This is a genomic window from Polaromonas sp. P1_A2 (genome assembly GCF_056406895.1).
This window is the reverse complement of sequence record NZ_JBFTZI010000007.1, coordinates 82600-98399: the sequence shown is the minus strand read 5'-3', so window position 1 is coordinate 98399 and position 15800 is coordinate 82600. Positions and strand designations below refer to the sequence as shown.

The 15800-nt window shown below is 63.9% G+C and carries 18 protein-coding genes; 17 read left to right on the top strand and 1 reads right to left on the bottom strand.

Annotation, left to right across the window (positions count from 1 at the left end; genetic code table 11):
* Positions 1 to 92: 92 nt before the first annotated feature.
* Positions 93 to 734, top strand: a complete 642-nt coding sequence (locus AC1D09_RS22160) for a response regulator (RefSeq protein WP_477662465.1) — start codon at positions 93 to 95, stop codon at positions 732 to 734.
* A gap of 123 nt (positions 735 to 857) precedes the next feature.
* On the opposite strand, the gene AC1D09_RS22155 is transcribed toward AC1D09_RS22160, so the two are convergent.
* Entirely contained in the window at positions 858 to 1946 is a 1089-nt protein-coding gene (locus tag AC1D09_RS22155; protein ID WP_477662464.1) for an MBL fold metallo-hydrolase, read from the bottom strand.
* A 112-nt stretch (positions 1947 to 2058) separates the two neighbouring features.
* Here AC1D09_RS22155 and AC1D09_RS22150 point away from each other — a divergent pair, with 112 nt between their 5' ends.
* The 16 genes from AC1D09_RS22150 (at position 2059) to AC1D09_RS22075 (ending at position 15797) form a co-directional block, all read left to right on the top strand.
* A complete protein-coding gene (locus tag AC1D09_RS22150) occupies positions 2059 to 2463 on the top strand; it encodes a MerR family transcriptional regulator (protein WP_477662463.1) in 405 nt (134 codons plus the stop codon).
* A 26-nt stretch (positions 2464 to 2489) separates the two neighbouring features.
* A complete protein-coding gene (locus tag AC1D09_RS22145; RefSeq protein ID WP_477662462.1) occupies positions 2490 to 3683 on the top strand; it encodes a serine hydrolase domain-containing protein in 1194 nt (397 codons plus the stop codon).
* A 59-nt stretch (positions 3684 to 3742) separates the two neighbouring features.
* Entirely contained in the window at positions 3743 to 4186 is a 444-nt protein-coding gene (locus AC1D09_RS22140) for a PaaI family thioesterase (RefSeq protein WP_477662461.1), read from the top strand.
* 42 nt (positions 4187 to 4228) lie between these two features.
* A complete protein-coding gene (locus tag AC1D09_RS22135; RefSeq protein WP_477701234.1) occupies positions 4229 to 5410 on the top strand; it encodes an isovaleryl-CoA dehydrogenase in 1182 nt (393 codons plus the stop codon).
* A 5-nt stretch (positions 5411 to 5415) separates the two neighbouring features.
* A complete protein-coding gene (locus AC1D09_RS22130; RefSeq protein ID WP_477662459.1) occupies positions 5416 to 6237 on the top strand; it encodes a hypothetical protein in 822 nt (273 codons plus the stop codon).
* A 50-nt stretch (positions 6238 to 6287) separates the two neighbouring features.
* Positions 6288 to 6989, top strand: coding sequence for a carbonate dehydratase (gene can, locus AC1D09_RS22125; protein WP_477662458.1), 702 nt, complete (start codon positions 6288 to 6290; stop codon positions 6987 to 6989).
* A 5-nt stretch (positions 6990 to 6994) separates the two neighbouring features.
* On the top strand, positions 6995 to 8872 hold the full coding sequence (aceK, locus tag AC1D09_RS22120) for a bifunctional isocitrate dehydrogenase kinase/phosphatase (RefSeq protein WP_477662457.1): 1878 nt from the start codon (positions 6995 to 6997) through the stop codon (positions 8870 to 8872).
* Positions 8873 to 8916: 44 nt separating this feature from the next.
* On the top strand, positions 8917 to 9606 hold the full coding sequence (locus AC1D09_RS22115; RefSeq protein ID WP_477662456.1) for a hypothetical protein: 690 nt from the start codon (positions 8917 to 8919) through the stop codon (positions 9604 to 9606).
* 28 nt (positions 9607 to 9634) lie between these two features.
* On the top strand, positions 9635 to 10828 hold the full coding sequence (locus AC1D09_RS22110) for an acetyl-CoA C-acyltransferase (protein WP_477662455.1): 1194 nt from the start codon (positions 9635 to 9637) through the stop codon (positions 10826 to 10828).
* 6 nt (positions 10829 to 10834) lie between these two features.
* Entirely contained in the window at positions 10835 to 11509 is a 675-nt protein-coding gene (locus AC1D09_RS22105; RefSeq protein WP_477662454.1) for an SDR family oxidoreductase, read from the top strand.
* A gap of 47 nt (positions 11510 to 11556) precedes the next feature.
* Positions 11557 to 12687 (top strand): acyl-CoA dehydrogenase family protein, encoded by a 1131-nt coding sequence (locus AC1D09_RS22100; RefSeq protein WP_477662453.1) that lies wholly within the window; start codon positions 11557 to 11559, stop codon positions 12685 to 12687.
* An 11-nt stretch (positions 12688 to 12698) separates the two neighbouring features.
* On the top strand, positions 12699 to 13112 hold the full coding sequence (locus tag AC1D09_RS22095; protein WP_477662452.1) for a rhodanese-like domain-containing protein: 414 nt from the start codon (positions 12699 to 12701) through the stop codon (positions 13110 to 13112).
* Entirely contained in the window at positions 13112 to 13534 is a 423-nt protein-coding gene (locus AC1D09_RS22090; RefSeq protein WP_477662451.1) for a YchJ family protein, read from the top strand. Before AC1D09_RS22095 ends, AC1D09_RS22090 begins: the two co-directional genes overlap by 1 nt.
* 48 nt (positions 13535 to 13582) lie before the next feature.
* Complete coding sequence (locus tag AC1D09_RS22085; RefSeq protein ID WP_477662450.1) at positions 13583 to 14464, top strand: metallophosphoesterase; 882 nt, start codon at positions 13583 to 13585, stop codon at positions 14462 to 14464.
* Entirely contained in the window at positions 14461 to 15123 is a 663-nt protein-coding gene (locus AC1D09_RS22080; RefSeq protein WP_477662449.1) for an HAD family hydrolase, read from the top strand. The genes AC1D09_RS22085 and AC1D09_RS22080 overlap by 4 nt, the downstream gene beginning before the upstream one ends.
* A gap of 104 nt (positions 15124 to 15227) precedes the next feature.
* A complete protein-coding gene (locus tag AC1D09_RS22075; protein ID WP_477662448.1) occupies positions 15228 to 15797 on the top strand; it encodes a hypothetical protein in 570 nt (189 codons plus the stop codon).
* Positions 15798 to 15800 lie beyond the last annotated feature (3 nt).

Sequence of the window (15800 nt, the reverse complement as noted above, 5' to 3'; positions counted from 1 at the left end):
TAACGTCTTTTCTGCTGTTTTTACTAGGGTTTAATACATCGAATTGATTAAAATGCGAAAAATGCCAAAAACAATCCTTTACGAGACTGATCATGCGTGAACCCAAGTCTTTCGAGGCCGCCATCACCGCTTCGGATTTCTCGAGCGAGGATTACTGCGGCACCAGCTACGCGGCCAAGCTGCTGGGCCTGTCTGTCGCCACCGTGCAATCGCTGGTGGAAAAGGGCGAGATCGAAGCCTGGAAAACGCTGGGCGGCCATCGCCGCATCGCGCTGCAATCCATCAATGCCTACCTGGCCAAGAACAGCCCGCAACTCTCGCGGGCCGACACCGACCCCAAGCACCGCCTGCGCGTGCTGATGGTGGAAGACGACGAAAACACCCGCGAGTTGTATCGCTGCCAGTTCGAGGACTGGGACTTGCCGGTCGACTGCACCTGGATGCCGTCGGCGCTCGAAGCCATGATGGACATCGCGAGCATGCGGCCCGACCTGCTGATCACCGACCTGTCCATGCCCGGTGTCGATGGCATCGAAATGCTCAAGGCCTGCAAGCGCAACCTGCAGCTCGCCGACATGCAGATTGTGGTCATCAGCGGCCTGGCACCCGAGGCCGTCCAGGCCCGCGGCGGCCTGCCGCCTGAAGCCCATTTGCTGCAAAAGCCGATCAACTTTGACTGGCTGCATGGTTATGTCACGGCCTTGGTCACGGCTAATCGCAAGTGGAGACACTGACTGTGAGCCCCCACGCTTTTCACTTCGCCTTCGGCTGCGTGTAATGCGCTGCCCCCCCGAGGGGGCCGCCCGCCTGTGGCCCGGCAAAGCCGGTTCCACGGCTCATGCTGGTGTGGGGAGCCGCTAAATCGCTTCGGCTGTTACGCTGAACCGGTAGATGCCGTCGGCATCCAGCCGGCGCGCAAGCTTTTTCTGGAACCACAGCGCATGCAGATGCGCCACCGCTTCGCCCATGGCAAACGTCGTCTGGTGCAGGTCCAGCTTGCGGGGGAACATGATGGGCAGGATGTCGGCGGCGCTGCAGGGGGCTGCTTCGCAGGCCTGCATGACTTCGGCCAGGCGGTCGCGGTGGTGGTCGTGCAGCTGGCCTACGCGGGTGTGCAGGCCGCGAAACGGTTTGCCGTGCGAGGGCAGCACCAGCGTGTCCTTGTCCAGCGGCAGGAACTTGTCGATCGAGTCCAGGAACAGCGTGAGCGAGTTGGCTTCGGGCTCCAGGTCGTAGACGCTCACATTGGTGGAAATGCGCGGCAGCACCATGTCGCCGCTGATCAGCGTGTCCAGTTCCTTGCAGTGCAGGGCGATGTGTTCAGGCGCGTGGCCGTAGCCGCTGATGCAGCGCCAGTCGCGCCCGCCTATGCGCAGCGTCATCCCGTCCATGATGCGCACATAGCTGGCCGGCACCGCGGGCACCATGCCCGGGTAGTAGCTGGCGCGTCCGCGGATTTTTTCGATGGCCTCCGGGTCGACCAGGCCGTGCGAGGCAAAAAAGCGCGCCGCGCTTTCGCCGCCGAAACCCGTGGTGCTTTGCGAGCCTATGCGCGCCGAGTGGTAGTCGGTGGCGCTGACCCACAGCCGGCAAGCCCAGCGCTCGCACAGCCAGTACGCCAGGCCGATGTGGTCGGGGTGCATATGGGTCACGATGACGCGCAGCACCGGCAGGCCTTCGAGCTGGGTCGCGAAAATCTCCTCCCACTGGGCCTTGGACTCCTCCCGGCTGATGCAGCAGTCGACAATGGTCCAGCCCTGGATCTTGGCGCCCGCCCGGTTCGGGTCGTCCATCTCGTCGCGCAGCAGCCACAGGTTGATGTGGTCCAGCGCGAAGGGCAAGGCCATGCGTATCCACTTCACGCCGGGTGCCACTTCCAGCGCCCCGCCCGAGGCGGGCAGGGTGTCGCCGAAGGGGTAGTGCAGTTGCTGTTCAAGGAGGTTCATGGCAATATTCACGGTATATTTGACGTTTACGTAAACGTCATATTCAGCCATTGTAGGGACCGCGCCTGTTTCGCGCTGTCGCCCCCGTTTGCACAGGACTTCACCCACCACCATGGCCACCACTTACACCATCAGCGACCTGGCAAAAGAGTTCGACCTGACCACGCGCGCCATGCGGTTCTACGAAGACATGGGTCTGCTGCAGCCGCTGCGCGAAGGGGCGGGCGGCCGCAACCGCGTCTACACCGCGCGCGACCGCACCCGGCTCAAGCTCACGCTGCGCGCCAAGCGCCTGGGCCTGTCGCTGACAGAGGCCAAGGAAATCATCGACATGTACGACAGCCCGCGCGACACCGGGCCGCAGCTGCGCAAGTTCCTCGCCATCCTGGCGCAGCACCGCGCACAGCTGGAGGAGCAGATGACCGAGCTGCAGGGCAACCTCGAGGAGGTGAAAACGCACGAGCGCGAGGCCAAGGCGCTGCTGGCGAAACTTGAGAAGGCGAGGCAGGCGGCGTAGCGGTGGCCTGCTTTGCGACTAGCCCCATGACGATGGATTCCCTGCGCCGCGCGGCCCTGGTCCTGTTCGCGGTGGGCCTGCCCGCTCTCGCGGCGGCCCAACAAGGCTGCACCGGTTCATTCCTCAACCCCCAGCAGCGATTTCCGTTCAACGAAGCGCGGGCGGCCGGTGCGCCGGCGGTGTTCGGCCAGGGCCTGCCATTGGAGAATGTGACGTATCGCGTGGCCGGGGATCCGGAAGCCCATTCGCTCGAGGAGTACCTGGCCCGTTTCTGCACGACGGGACTTCTCGTCTTGCATGAGGACCGGATCGTCTATGAGCGATACCTGCAGGGAACCGGCGCCCAGGATGCGTTGCTATCGGCGTCCATGTCGAAGACGATCCTGTCGCTGCTGGTCGGCGTGGCGGTCGCGGAAGGCAAGCTGACGCTGGGCACCACCGTCAGGCAGGTCTTGCCCGGCTTCGAAGCCAGCGCGTTTGCCGACGACACGGTGGAGGATCTGCTGCGGATGGCCACCTCGGCCAAACTTCATGCCGCCTACGGGGCGGGCGCGATATCGGACAACCGCGCGACCGACCCCACCGTCTCGCCGCGCCAGAGCATGCGGCGCTACCTGCAGGAGAAGACGGACCGATCGCCCGCCGGCAAGGCCTTCAGCTACAACGGCGCGGTGACCGCGTTGCTCGGCCTCATGCTGAGCGAGCGTACCGGCATGAGCAACACCGCGTATCTCGAGGACAGGATATGGTCGCGCCTCGGGGCCGAGGGCAGCGGCTTCTGGATCAAGAATTTTCACGGCGAGGAGGGCGTTCAAGGCCAGTTCGCCGCGCGCCTGCGCGACTACGGCCGGCTGGGGGCGCTGGTGCTGAACCGGGGGCAGGCGGCAGGCGGGCAGGTCGTGCCCGCCGCGTGGGTCGACGAGATGGTTGTGCTGCGGCCGGACAAGCCGCAGCCCAAAGGGGCCCCGTTTTATGGGTTGCACGTCTGGATACCGCAGGCGGCCGGCGGCCGGTCTTTTTTCTGGGGCGTCGGCGGCCAGAATATCTTTGTCGATCCCGTCGCTCGCATGGTGATCGTCCATACGGGTAATTCGCGGGAAGCGCAATTTGCCGGCGACGCGCATCTCTTTCCTCTTCGGGACGCGATTGCACGGACGCTCAGGTCGCGCACGAAGCTTTCGCAGCCCTTGGACAGTTCCTCCACCAGCAGGCATAATTGACGTTTACGTAAACGTCAACTCAACGGAAATCATCTTCCGCACGTTCAAAGGGCTTTTTCATGGACGCACCCGCCGCCCCCTCCGCGCTGTTCCGCCGCATCGAAGCCAGCTTTTTGCGCCAGGGCCTTATGCAGCACCTGGGCGCGCGCCTGCTGCGCGTGGAGTCGGGCCTGTGCGAAGTGGCGCTGCCCTGGTCGGACAACGTGACCCAGCAGCAGGGCAGTTTCCACGGTGGCGCCATGGGCGCGCTGGCCGACATCGCCGGTGGTTATGCGGCCCTCACCGTGGCCGCGGAAGATTCCGAGGTCACCACGGTCGAATACAAGATCAATTTCATGGCCGCCTTCCGGGACGGCGAGCTGCGCGCCCTGGGCCGCGTCGCCAGGGCCGGCAAGCGCATCATCGTCACCACCGCCGAGGTCACGCACTTCGCCCCGGACGGCAAACAAAGCGCCTGCGCCCTGATGCAGCAGACCCTGGTGCCGGTGCCCAAGACCTACTGATCCACCCATCCCCACAATCCAGCCTTCAAAAGGACGCCCACCATGACCAACATGCCCGGACTCAACTTCATGCTCGGTGAAGACATAGACGCCCTGCGCGACGCGGTGCGCGAATTCGCCCAGGCCGAGATCGCCCCGCGCGCGGCCGAGATCGACCGCAGCGACCAGTTCCCCATGGACCTCTGGCCCAAGATGGGCGCGCTCGGCGTGCTGGGCATCACCGTGGGCGAGGAATACGGCGGCGCCAACATGGGCTACCTGGCCCACATGATCGCCATGGAAGAGATCAGCCGCGCCAGCGCCTCCGTGGGCCTGTCCTACGGCGCGCACAGCAACCTCTGCGTCAACCAGATCAAGCGCAACGGCAGCGACGAGCAGCGCAAAAAATACCTGCCCAAACTCATCAGCGGCGAACATGTGGGCGCGCTCGCCATGAGCGAGCCCGGCGCCGGCAGCGACGTCATCAGCATGAAGCTCAAAGCTGAGGACAAGGGCGGCTACTACCTGCTCAACGGCAGCAAGATGTGGATCACCAACGGCCCCGACGCCGACACCCTGGTGGTCTACGCCAAGACCGAGCCCGAGCTCGGTGCGCGCGGCGTCACCGCCTTCCTGATCGAAAAAGGCATGAAGGGCTTTTCCGTCGCGCAAAAGCTCGACAAGCTCGGCATGCGCGGCAGCCACACCGGCGAGCTGGTCTTCAACAATGTGGAAGTCCCCGCCAGCCAGATCCTGGGCGGCCTCAACAGCGGCGCCAAGGTGCTCATGAGCGGGCTCGATTACGAGCGCGCCGTGCTCACCGGCGGCCCGCTGGGCATCATGCAGTCCGTCATGGACAGCGTCGTGCCCTACATCCACGACCGCAAGCAGTTCGGCCAGAGCATCGGCGAGTTCCAGCTCATCCAGGGCAAGGTCGCCGACATGTACACCGTGCTGCAGGCCGGCCGCGCCTTTGCCTACACCGTCGCCAAAAACCTCGACATGCTGGGCACCGACCATGTGCGCCAGGTCCGCAAGGACTGCGCCTCCGTCATCCTCTGGTGCGCCGAAAAAGCCACCTGGATGGCCGGCGAGGGCCTGCAGATCCACGGCGGCAACGGCTACATCAACGAATACCCGCTGGGCCGGCTCTGGCGCGACGCCAAGCTCTATGAAATCGGCGCCGGCACCAGCGAAATACGCCGCATGCTCATAGGGCGCGAGCTGTTCGCCGAGACCATGTGAGGCCGGTGCCCATGCCGGTGATACATCAGAGCGCGAAATGGGTTCTTGTGCTCGCGCTTGCCGCGCTTCTCGGCGCGTGCGAGAAAGATGAGCCCCTGCCCAACAACGCTGCGTCCGTCGAAGCGGACGCCAGCTTCGAATGCCCTGTTCCCGAAAGTCTGCGGGGAAAGGTGAGCAATATTTTTGTGGAAGGCTCAAGAATCGGGGAGCCGAGCGGGAACGAACTCGCCCTGGAGGGCAGTTTTGTGGCCTACACCGTGGGCCTCACCTTGCAGGATGGCTCCAGCGCCAGCATCCAGCTTGAGGACACCATGAATTTCAGTGCCAAGGGCCTGGCGCATCACACGGCGTGCGAGCAGTTCAAATGGAAAAGCCTGGGCAACCTCACCCTGTTTGAATATACCCACGGAGGGGGAAACCCCTATCCCGCCCAGCAGCTGATGTATTCGCGCGGCGCCACCCCGAACTTCAAGGACCTGCACGCACTTCTCGGCAAAGATAGCCCCGGCTTTTTTGAAAGCCAGGGCGAGCGCTGCCTGGCCGGACTGGTCAAAGGCGACGGTGAAGTGCAGCGATGGTGTTACCAGGACGGCAAGCTGCACCTCACCCGCAAGATGCTGGATGCCTCGGTTGCCGGCAGCGAGTACCGGTTTGTCTGTGATTTCTCCGGCGAAGGCCCCTTGCTGGTCGACGCATCGATCATGAAAGCAGCCGGGCCGGACCGCAGCCCGCCGGGGGCCGACAGCGACCAGCTCGCCACCGATTTCAGGGAAAAATGCCTGGCCGAAAAATCGCTTTTGAAGCCGAAGGCCGTCGATGAAAAATGATTTCAGCCGCCTCCCGGACGGCATTCCCGCCGGCAGGTGAAAATACGCCCATGACCACCTCTCTCCAAGACCTTTTTGCCCATAACCGTGCCTGGGCCGCGCAAATGGAGGCCGAACGGCCCGGCTTCTTCACCGGCCTGGTGAAGCAGCAGACGCCCAGGTACATGTGGATAGGCTGCTCCGACAGCCGCGTGCCCGCCAACCAGATCACCGGCCTGGAGCCCGGCGAGGTGTTTGTGCACCGCAACGTCGCCAACATCGTCGTGCACTCCGACCTCAACGCCCTCTCGGCCATCCAGTTCGCGGTCGAGCGCCTCAAGGTCAAAGACATCATGGTCGTCGGCCACTACGGCTGCTCCGGCGTGCAGGCCGCGCTCGAAGGCGCGCGCATTGGTCTCGCCGACAACTGGCTGCGCCATATCCAGGACGTGCGGCATCGCCACCGCCAGCTGCTCGACAGCCTGCCTGAAGAAGTGCGCGCGCAGGCCCTGTGCGACATCAATGTCGTCGAGCAGGTCGTCAACGTCTCGGTCAGCACCGTCATGGTCGACGCCTGGGCGCGCGGCCAGGAAGTCACCGTGCATGGCTGGGCCTTCGGCGTGCACGACGGCTTGTTGCAGGACCTGCAGATGAGTGTTGCCGGCCCCGACCAGCTCGACCAGCTCTACAGCAAGGCCATAGACCGCGTCTGGGACATGTGGATGGCGCGTGCCCGTGCCAACGGCGGCACGCAGCAGCAGAAACTGGTATAGCCCGCATGTTCCCGCAGCGCCTGGACTCGAGCATCGCCTACGACATCGCAAAGGCGATGATGGACGGCTTCAACCGCCACTACCAGCTGTTCCGCACCGAGTCCGCGCGCGCCAAGCACCGCTTTGAAACGGCCGACTGGCACGGCCAGCAGCGCGCCCAGCGCGAGCGCATCGAGTTCTACGACCTTCGCGTGCGCGAGGCCTCCACCCGGCTGGAGCGCGAGTTCAAGGCCGGCGAGCAGCCCATGGACGTCTGGCAGCAGGTCAAGCTGCACTACATCGGCCTGCTGGTCAACCACCACCAGCCCGAGCTTGCCGAGACCTTTTTCAACTCGGTCACCACCAAGATACTGCACCGCAGCTATTTCCAGAACGATTTCATCTTCGTGCGCCCGGCCGTCAGCACCGAGTACATCGAAAACGAAGAGCCCACCGCCCAGCCCACCTACCGCGCCTACTACCCCACGCGCGACAACATGCGCGACGTGCTGCTGCAGCTGGTGCGCGACTTCGACCTGCGCCTGCCCTTTGAAGACCTGGAGCGCGACGCCGGTTATGTGCTCGAGGCCATCAGCGAGCGCTTCGCCGACGTCAAGCTGCGCGCCAACTTCCAGATCCAGGTCCTCACCAGCCTGTTCTTTCGCAACAAGGGCGCTTACGTCGTCGGCAAGATCATCAACGGCTTCAACGAAGTGCCTTTTGCCCTGCCCGTGCTGCACAACAGGGCCGGTAAATTGGTCATAGATGCCGCGCTGTTCGGCGAAGACGATCTGCTGATTCTTTTCAGCTTCGCGCGCGCCTACTTCATGGTCGACATGGGCATTCCCTCGGCCTATGTGCAGTTTTTACGCAGCATGATGCCGCACATGCCGCGCGCCGAAATCTACAACGCGCTGGGCCTGGCCAAGCAGGGCAAGACGCTTTTTTACCGCGACTTTTTGTACCACCTGCGGCACTCCACCGACAAGTTCCGCATCGCGCCCGGCATCAAGGGCATGGTCATGCTGGTGTTCGACCTGCCGTCTTTTCCCTACGTCTTCAAGGTCATCAAGGACTACTACCCGCCGCAGAAAGACACCACACGCGAGCAGATCAAGGGCAAGTACCTGCTGGTCAAGCAGCACGACCGCGTGGGCCGCATGGCCGACACCCAGGAATACAGCGAGGTTGCCTTCCCGCGCGACCGCTTCGACGACGAACTGATCGCCGAGATCGAAAAATTCGCGCCCAGCCAGCTCGAGATCAGCGACCGCGACGGCGACGGGCAGACCGAGGTCATCATCAAGCACGTCTACATCGAGCGCCGCATGATCCCGCTCAACATCTACCTGCAGGAGGCCTTCGACGCCGGCGTCACCGAGCCCGCCGCCAAGGACCAGATAGAGCGCGCCGTCGTCGAGTACGGCAATGCCATCAAGGACCTTGTGGCCGCCAACATCTTCCCCGGCGACATGCTCTGGAAGAACTTCGGCATCACGCGCCACGGCAAGGTCGTGTTCTACGATTACGACGAGATCGAATACATCACCGACTGCAACTTCCGCAAGGTGCCCGCCGCCCGCAACGAGGAAGACGAAATGAGCGGCGAGGTCTGGTATTCCGTCGGCCCCAAGGACGTGTTCCCCGAAACCTTCGAGCCCTTTTTGCTCGGCAACGACGCGGTGCGCGAGGTCTTCATGAAACACCACGCCAACCTGCTGGATGCCGACTTCTGGCAAAAACACCAGGCCCGCATCCAGGCCGGCCATGTGCACGATGTTTTCCCCTACGAGCGCGAAAAGCGCTTTATCGCGCTGCACAGCCCCGGCGAGGCCCACGACGAAGTGCTGACCCAGCTGCCGCCCGAACCGGCTTTAACAGGCCTCAGCGGCCTGACGCCCTGAACCAGCCCAACAGTGACCGGAACAAACAGCGAGGCAAGAAAGACATGACGATATCAACTCCACTCATCAGGGCTTGGGCGCTTTTTGCGGCGCTGGCCTTTTTCTGCGGTTTCGCTTTCTCCCAGGACATCTCGCTGTTACCCAAATACGGCAATGGACAAAAGAGCGAACAGCAAAAAGCGGCAGACGCCGAATTCCTGAGCCAGGTTGACGCCCGCTACCCGGGTGACAGGCCAAAGGCGGCGAAAGAGGTCTCGGATCGGGGCTGGCAGTTGCTGCGCCAGGGCAATCTGGCAGATGCCATGCGCCGCTTCAACCAGGCCTGGTTGATTGACCCGAAGAGCGTGCCCTCGCTATGGGGAATGGCCGCAGTGTCTTCTTACAGTGACCAGGGCCTTCTCGCTTCATTGAGCCTGTTTGCGGAAGCCGAAAAGCTGGCGCCCGACGACATCGATCTTGCCGTTGACTACGCCAAAACCATCGGTATTGCGGCAGGCGTGGTGAGCAACCCCACCATGATGGCCGAGGCTCTCAGGCGTTATGAGGCCATCTACAAAAAAGCACCGGGCCACACGCTCAACCTGCAAAACTGGGCCATCGCCGACTACACCAGCGGCAATTACCGTATGGCCTGGACGCATCTGAAACTCGCCGAGGCCACACCGCAACGAGCCCATATCGACCCGAATTTCGTCAAGGCGCTGGAGGCAAAAATGCCCCGGCCCGCCAACTAAGCTGAATCAACTGAAAGGAAACACGACCATGTCCAACCCCAACCAAGATTCCATCGTCATCCTCGGCGCAGCCCGCACCCCCATGGGCGGTTTCCAGGGCGACTTCACCAGCCTCTCGGCCCACGACCTGGGCGGCGCCGCCATCAAAGCCGCGATTGAGCGCGCCGGCATCGCCCCTGAAAAAGTCGACGAAGTGCTGTTCGGCAACTGCCTGATGGCCGGCCAGGGCCAGGCCCCGGCGCGCCAGGCCGGCTTCAAGGGCGGCCTGCCCGCCAGCGTGGGCGCGGTCACCCTGTCCAAAATGTGCGGCTCCGGCATGGAAGCCACCATGCTGGCCCACGACCAGCTGGTGGCCGGCAGCCGCGACGTCATGGTCTCCGGCGGCATGGAAAGCATGACCAACGCGCCGCACCTGCTGCTCAAGGGCCGCAGTGGCATCCGTATCGGCCACGACCGCATCTTTGACCACATGATGCTCGACGGCCTCGAAGACGCCTACGAGCCCGGCCGCGCCATGGGCACCTTCGGCGAACAGTGCGCCGACAAATACAAATTCACCCGCGAGGCGCAGGACGCCTTCGCCACCGCCAGCGTCAACCGCGCCAAGGCCGCCACCGAGTCCGGCGCCTTCAAGGCCGAGATCACCCCCGTCACCGTCAAGGGCCGCAGCGGCGATACCGTGATCTCCATCGACGAAGGCCCGGGCAAGGTCAAACTCGACAAAATCCCCACGCTCAAGCCCGCTTTCAAGAAGGACGGCACCATCACCGCCGCCTCCAGCTCTTCCATCAACGATGGCGCAGCCGCCCTGGTGCTGGCCCGCGAATCCACTGCCAAGGAACTGGGCGCCAAGCCCATCGCCCGCATCGTCGGCCACGCCACCTTCGCGCAAGAGCCAGAATGGTTCACCACCGCACCGGTGGGCGCCGTCAACAAGCTGCTCAAGAAGATAGGCTGGAGCGTCAAGGACGTGGACCTCTGGGAGGTCAACGAAGCCTTCGCCGTCGTGCCCATGGCCGCGATGAAGGAACTCGGCATCAGCCACGACATCGTCAACGTCAACGGCGGCGCCTGCGCGCTGGGCCACCCGATTGGCGCGTCCGGCGCCCGCATCATCGTCACGCTGATCCATGCGCTCAAGGCGCGTGGCCTGAAAAAAGGCATCGCCACGCTGTGCATAGGCGGCGGTGAAGGCACGGCACTCGCCGTTGAACTGATCTGATTTGTCGTGAAGGTCCTCGTCATAGGCGCATCGCGCGGCATAGGGCTTGAGTTCACCCGCCAGTACCTGGCCGAAGGCGCGCAGGTCATTGCCACCGCGCGCGACGACGAAGGCCTGCAGCGCCTCAAGGGCCTGGGCGCCAAGGCCTTGCGCCTGGACGTGGCCCAGCCCACCAGCATCAGCGGCCTGGCCTGGCTGCTGGACGGCGAGGAAATCGACATCGCCCTCTATGTGGCCGGCGTCTTCCCGCACGGCGACGCGCTGAGCCCGCCCACACGCGAGGCCTTTGACAACGCCATGCACACCAATGTGCTGGGCGCCATGCAGGCCATCCCGCAGGTCGCGCCCCTGGTCGAGGCGGTGCGCGGCGGCGGCGGGCGTTTTGCCTTTATCAGCAGCGCCATGGCCAAGATAGACGGTGTGGACAGCAGCCGCGGCTGGGTCTACCGCGCCAGCAAGGCCGCGCTCAACATGGTGGTCGCCTCGGCCCAGCACGACTACCCCAAGGCCATCATGGTGGCCCTGTCGCCGGGCTGGGTGCAGACCGACATGGGCGGCAGCGGCGCGCCGCTCACCACCGTCCAAAGCGTCACGGCCATGCGCGCCGCGCTGGCCGGGCTGGGGCCCGAGCACAAGGGCGCTTTCCTCGACTACGACGGCCGCCCCTTCGGCGCCTGGTAGGCCTTTCACGGCTTCTTTTCTTTTTCACATTCATCGCAAGGCACACCATGCTGCTCAACCAGGACCAGGAAATGATCCGCGACGCGGTCCGCGCGTTCGCGAAAGAAGAACTCTGGCCCCATGCCGCGCGCTGGGACAAGGAGCACCACTTCCCCGTTGAGGCGCACAAAGGCCTGGCCGCGCTGGGTGCCTACGGCATCTGTGTGCCCGAAGAGTTTGGCGGCGCCAACCTGGACTACCTCACGCTGGCCCTGGTGCTGGAAGAAATCGCCGCCGGCGACGGCGGCACCAGCACCGCCATCAGCGTCACCAACTGCCCCGTCAATGCCATCCTCATGCGCTACGGCAATGCCCAGCAGAAAAAGCAGTGGCTGACAAAGCTGGCGCAAGGCGAGATGCTGGGCGTCTTCTGCCTGACCGAGCCGCACGTCGGCAGCGATGCATCGTCGCTGCGCACCACGGCCGTCAAAGAGGGCGACGAGTATGTGATCAACGGCGTCAAGCAGTTCATCACCAGCGGAAAGAACGGCCACGCCGCCATCGTCATTGCCGTGACCGACAAGGGCGCCGGCAAAAAAGGCATGAGCGCCTTTATCGTGCCCACCAGCGCGCCCGGTTATGTGGTCGCACGGCTGGAAGACAAGCTGGGCCAGCATTCCAGCGACACCGCACAGATCAATTTCGACAACTGCCGTATCCCGGCCGAGAACCTGATCGGCAGCGAAGGCGAGGGCTACAAGATCGCCCTGGGCGCGCTTGAAGGCGGGCGCATAGGCATTGCCGCGCAAAGCGTGGGCATGGCGCGCAGCGCATTTGAATTCGCCCTCGACTATGCGAAAGAGCGGCAAAGCTTCGGCACCGCCATCTTCAACCACCAGGCCGTGGGCTTTCGCCTGGCCGAATGCGCAACGAAGATAGAAGCTGCGCGTCAGTTGATCTGGCACGCCGCCAGCCTGCGCGATGCCGGCCTGCCCTGCCTCAAGGAGGCCGCCATGGCCAAGCTCTTTGCCAGCGAAATGGCCGAACAGGTCTGCAGCGTGGCGATCCAGACCCTGGGTGGCTATGGCTATGTGAACGACTTCCCCGTTGAACGCATTTACCGCGACGTGCGCGTCTGCCAGATCTATGAAGGTACCTCCGACGTGCAAAAAATCATCATCCAGCGCGCCCTGGCCTGAGGAGATAACAAATGCCCATCACCAAAGGATTCCGCGCCCTGGTCGACGAGGCCATGGCCCAGGTCAAGACCTACAGCGTGGACGAGGTCAAGGCGCGCCTCAAGGACCCGAAGGTGCAAATCGTCGACATCCGCGACGTGCGTGAACTCAGCGCCGGCACCGTCGTCGGCAGCTACCACGCGCCGCGCGGCATGCTCGAGTTCTGGGTGGACCCGGCCTCGCCTTATCACAAGCCCCTGTTCGCCGACGAGGGCAAGGAGTTCATCCTGTTCTGCGGCGCGGGCTGGCGCAGTGCCCTGGCCACCAAAACCCTGCAGGACATGGGCATGCGCAATGTCGCCCATATCGACGGCGGTTATGCCGAATGGGTCAAACAAGGCGCGCCCACGGAGACACTGGAAGAACGCAAGGCCAAAAAGGGCTGATGGCGCAGATGCCCCAGCCCGCAGCTTCCCAAGCCTGCCCCTGCGGCCGCCAGGCCAGCAAGCGGCCCCTGGCCTATGCCCAGTGCTGCGGCCGCTACCTCGACCACTTTGACACCGCCCCCGCACCCGACGCCGAGTCGCTGATGCGCTCGCGCTACACCGCCTTTGTCGGCGAGCGCGCCGATTACCTGCTCGCCACCTGGCATGCCAGCCACAGGCCGACAACGATTGATTTCGATCCCGGCGCCAAATGGCTGGGCCTGGAGGTGCGCAGCCACCGCCAGCTTGACGCCACGCATGCCGAAGTCGAATTTGTCGCGCGCCAGAAAAGCCCGGGCAGCCCGGCCGTGCGGCTGCATGAGCGCAGCCGCTTCGTGCATGAAGATGGCCGTTGGTACTATGTGGACGGCGACATCGCCTAGGCAAACGACAAGAGGGGAGAGGGCGTCCATGTTGTTCAAGGAAACCGTTTGAGCCGCAGCTGGAAAATCGCCGCCTGGGCCCTGCGGCTGCTGGCGGTTCTGCTCTTTATCTGGGCCGTGCTCATAGAGCCACGCTGGGTGGCCTACCGCGAGATCAGCGAGACCGTCCCAAACTGGAAAGGCCCGCCCGGCCTCAAGGTGGCCGTCGCCTCCGACTGGCATTTCACCAAACGACCGCTGTGGCGCGTCATGACGCTGGAGCGCGCCCGCGCCATCGTGGCCGAGATCAACGCCGCCCAGCCCGACGTCATCCTGCTGCCCGGCGACTTTCTTGCAGACCGCGACTATCAGCCCGAGATTGCCGCCACGCCCGAAGACGAGATCGCGCGGGTGCTGGGCGGACTCAAGGCGCGGCTGGGCGTCTATGCCGTCATGGGCAACCATGACTGGTGGCACGACGGCGCGAAGTTCACCGCCGCCTTCCAGCGCGCCGGCATCCAGGTGCTGGAGAACCAGGCCGCGCCCCTGCCCGGCACCGCCCTGTGGGTGGTCGGTGTGGGCGACGACGATACCGGCCATTCCGACCCGGTGCGCGCCATGACCGCGGTGCCAAAAGGCGCGCAAGCCCTGGTCTTCATGCACGAGCCGGCCAGCCTGTTCGAGCTGCCGGCCGTGCGCGGCCTCATCGTGGCCGCCCATACCCACGGCGGCCAGGTCAGCCTGCCTTTCATAGGCGCGCCCATCGTGCCCGGCGCCGGCCCGCGCGACTGGGCCTACGGCTGGATAGAGCACGGCGACAATCGCATGTACATCACCAGCGGCCTGGGCGTCAGCATCCTGCCCGTGCGCTTCAATATGCGGCCGGAATGGGTGATGTTCACACTCGCCGCCCCGGCAAAACCTGAACTGGACATGAAAGCGGAACCATGAAATTCGACGCGGTGTTATTCGACTGTGACGGCGTGCTGGTCGACAGCGAACCCATTACCAACGGCGTGCTGCGCGACATGCTTGAAGAGCGCGGCTGGAAGCTCAGCCCCGCCGAATGCATGCGCATCTTTGTCGGCAAGGCCGTCAAGGACGAAGCCGCGCTGATCGCCGCCAACACCGGCAGTCCCTTGACCGAAGAGTGGATGGTCCAGTTCCGCGAGCGCCGCAACCAGGGCCTGATGCGCGACCTCAAAGCCATCAGCGGTGCCGTCGACGCCATCGCCAAAGTCCATGCGCTTTACGACGGCCGTATCGCCTGCGCCTCGGGCGCCGACCGCTTCAAGGTCGAGCTGCAGCTTGAGAAATGCGGTTTGATGCCCTTCTTCAAGGGCCGCATCTTCAGCGGCCACGAGCTGCCGCGCTCCAAACCCTTCCCCGACGTCTACCTGGCCGCCGCCGCGGCCCTGGGTGTGGACCCGAAACGCTGCGCCGTGGTCGAAGACACCGTGACCGGCGTCACCGCCGGCGTGGCGGCCGGCTGCACCGTCTTCGGCTACAGCCCGTCCGAACTGGGCCATGACGCGCCCACGGCGCTCAAGGCCAGCGGCGCTACCCATGTCTTTACCGACATGGCCGATCTGCAGGCCTTACTAAGTTGATGGGTTGAGGCGACCATGGCAAATCAATATTGGGGCCTTTGTTATCGAGTTTGCCAATTGGTGAAACGCCTTGAGCGGAGTTCCTCAATGCTGAAAGCAAAGCCATGTTCCGGTTTCTAAAGAGCCTGCTGACCTGGGCCTTGTTTTTCTTCGGCGTGGTGGTGATGGTGGCGTTGGCGCTGCAATGGTGGCCATCGGAGAAACCTGCGGCACAAACACTGAAGTTCAATCAAGAATCCTGCGAGTACTCCGTTGAACTGAGCCCGCGGGAGTGGGAAGTCAAGCCTTACATCACCAATACCTATGCACCGGTGAAATCGGGCCGCACGCCTGAGGCCTATCTGCATTTCCTCGCCAATTGGTCTCTTGGCCACCTGTATGACCCCGCCGTATGCACCCGCACCGGCGATGGGGATGGCCATGGCCAAACCGCCGACGGCCTGCGGGTTCACTATGAAACCGTCCAGTGCCGGCCTGAAAAGCAGACGGTGTTTTCGGGGCCCCCGGGACAATACCGCTTGTACGGAACCCTTGAAGGGCGCGGGATTTCCCTGGGCGCGGGCCTCTACGCCGACAACAAAGAGGCTCTCGAAAAATACCGGTCGCAGCTGGTGGCCGTCATGGCGACGCTGAAACTCCAAACCTGCAAGAGCGATCTGGCGTTCGTGCGGTGAGAA